Source organism: Nonomuraea sp. SBT364, from assembly GCF_001083785.1.
GTDB lineage: Bacteria > Actinomycetota > Actinomycetes > Streptosporangiales > Streptosporangiaceae > Nonomuraea.
In genome coordinates this window covers 1-2,604 of sequence record NZ_LAVL01000324.1, presented here as the reverse complement: position 1 = coordinate 2,604, position 2,604 = coordinate 1, and the positions used below count along the sequence as shown (strand labels likewise).

The window sequence follows — 2,604 nt, the reverse complement described above, 5'->3', positions numbered from 1 at the left end:
CTCGGTCTGCAGAGCGAGAAGGTCAGGAACTTCGAGGGGCTCCTGGATGCGCGAAAAAGAGACGCGACGGGGACCGGCGGGTACGGCGGAGGCGTTGCGCGAGGCTGCCAACAGATGTCCTTCCGGAGGGCACGGATGGAATCGGACTGCGCGCATGCCAAACGCCCCGGACAGATCCGGGGCGTCGCGAGACAGCGCGAGGGAGCAGCATAACGCAAACTAGAAACGGATGTCCACACGTACTATAAGCGTCAACCTCGGTGCCGCCTTCAGGATGACACAGCCGGGTGAACTCGTCAACTCTTACGCCCGCAACCCCAGGAACCCGGCGATCTGGGCCGCGCCGGTGCGCTCCAGCCAGGTCCGGAAATCCATCGCGGCCGGGAGGATCCGCCGGGTGGCGGCGATGTCGGCACGGTAGCCGCGCTCGTCGAGCCACTGGTTGGCGAAGGCGAAGTCCTCGTTGACGCGCCGGATCGCCTCGATCGGGATCTGGACGTAGGGCAGCGAGATGCCCAGGGCCGTCCCGATCGCCTCGGCGACCTGGACCGGCGTGAGCTCGTCGGCGGCCAGGGAGACCGCGCGGCCGATCCACTCCGCCGGCCGGGAGAAGGCCAGCGCGGTGACGGCTCCGACGTCGTCGACCGCCATGAGCTGCTGGACGGTGCCCGGCGCGACCCCGGTGGACAGGGTTCCGTCCCGCAGGGCGTAGCCGCCGGTGAAGTTCTCCATGAACGAGACCGGCCGCAGGATCGTGGCGGGCAGGCCGAGTTCGGCGATGCGCCGCTCGATCCGCCACTTGCTGACCAGGTTCGCCGGCACCTTCTCCCCGGGGTGGCGGTCCGCGCCGGCGACCGAGGTGAAGACCAGGTGCCCGACGCCGGCGGCGTGCGCGGCCTCGGCGACGTGCACGCCCCAGCGCACCTCGTCCTCGGTGGTGAAGCCGGGCGCGGTCCCGGGCGAGCCGACCGTGGGCTGCACGCTGAACAGTCCCCAGGCGTCCTCGGCGGCGGCGGTCAGGGAGTCGGCGTCCTCCATCCGCGCCCGCACGAGGCGCGCGCCGGCCCGGGCCAGCTCCTGCGCGCGGGGCCCGTCCGGGTCGCGGGTGAGCGCCCGCACCCGCCATCCGTCGCGGAGCAGGTGGCGCGTCACGGCCCCGCCCTGCAGGCCGGTCGCTCCTACCACCACGACGTTCTTGTTCGTCGGTGTCACGTGCGTCTCCTAAGTGGGGTGCCCCTCCGGTTAATGGCCGCTACGATATGGAGGACCACCCCACTTGGCAAGTCATCAGGAGTCGCCGTGTCACCCCGACAGCAACTGCGCGCCGACGCCCGCCGCAACGCCGACCGGATCGTGGCCGCCGCCGGCGCCCTCATCGCCGAGCGGGGCGCCGACGCGTCCCTGGAGGAGATCGCCCGCCGCGCCGGAGTCGGCTCGGCCACCCTGCACCGGCACTTCCCGGCCCGGCAGGCGCTTCTGGAGGCGGTCTTCAAGGATCGGGTGGAAGCGCTCTGCGCCAAGGCCGGTGACCTGCTCGCCGCCGCCGACCCGGGAGAAGCCCTGCTCGCCTGGCTGCGCGCCGTGGGCGCCCACGCCGTGGCCAACCGGGGCCTGGGCGCCTCGCTGATGCGCGGCGGCGGCGACCCGGCCCTCGGCGGCACCTGCCACGACCTGATCACCGGTGCGGGTGAGAAGCTCCTGGTCCGGGCCCGGGCGGCCGGGGCCGTGCGCCCCGGGATCACCATCGTCCAGCTGCTCAAACTCGTCAGCGCCATCTCCCTGGCCACCGAGCATGACCCCGACGGCCCCGCCGAGGCCGAGCGCCTGCTGGGGATCGCCATCGACGGCGTCCGCCCGCGCTGACCGTCTTGACCTGGACAGCTTGCGCACCCGTCAAATATCGTTAACTCTTAGGAAGGTTTCCTTTTTATTCCTGTCTCATCCCCCCAGGAGCACAGGTGCGCAAGAGCACGATCGCCGCCATGACGGCCGCCACCGGGATGCTGGTTCTGCTACCGGCTTCCGCGGCCAACGCCCACGGCACCATGTCCAATCCGCCCAGCCGCGTCTACGTCTGCAAGAACGAAGGCCCGGAGACGCCGAAGTCCGCCGCCTGCAAGGCCGCCGTGGCCGCCAGCGGCACCCAGGCGTTCTACGACTGGAACGAGGTCTCGCTTCTCGAAGCGGGCGGGCGGCACCGCCAGCTGATCCCCGACGGCAAGCTCTGCAGCGCGGGCCGCGAGAAGTATCGCGGGCTCGACCTGCAGCGGGCCGACTGGCCGGCGACCCAGGTGCGACCGGGCAGCTTCACGCTGACCTACCACGCATCCGCGCCGCACTCGAACAGCAACTTCGAGTTCTACATCACGCGGGACGGCTGGAACCCCACCATGCCGCTCAAGTGGTCGGACCTCGTCCACCTCAGGACGTTCAACGGCCAGAACCCGTCCACGTTCACCAACTGGACCATCAACCTGCCCCAGCGCAGCGGCAGGCACATCCTCTACTCGATCTGGCAGCGCGTGGTCGGCAGCAACGAGGCCTTCTACACCTGCTCGGACGTGGACTTCGGCGGTGGCGGCACCCCTACGCCCACCCCGACTC

General features: G+C 70.7%; 3 protein-coding genes. 2 read left to right on the top strand and 1 reads right to left on the bottom strand.

Annotated elements, in window-relative coordinates; genetic code table 11:
- Positions 1-303: 303 nt before the first annotated feature.
- On the bottom strand, positions 304-1,212 hold the full coding sequence (locus ADY59_RS47025; protein ID WP_049577799.1) for an NmrA/HSCARG family protein: 909 nt from the start codon (positions 1,210-1,212) through the stop codon (positions 304-306).
- Between the two features lie 87 nt (positions 1,213-1,299).
- Between ADY59_RS47025 and ADY59_RS47020 the strand changes: the two genes are divergently transcribed.
- A complete protein-coding gene (locus tag ADY59_RS47020; RefSeq protein WP_231619246.1) occupies positions 1,300-1,863 on the top strand; it encodes a TetR/AcrR family transcriptional regulator in 564 nt (187 codons plus the stop codon).
- 95 nt (positions 1,864-1,958) lie between these two features.
- A partial coding sequence (locus ADY59_RS47015; protein WP_231619245.1) for a lytic polysaccharide monooxygenase auxiliary activity family 9 protein occupies positions 1,959-2,604 on the top strand: 646 nt, incomplete at its 3' end.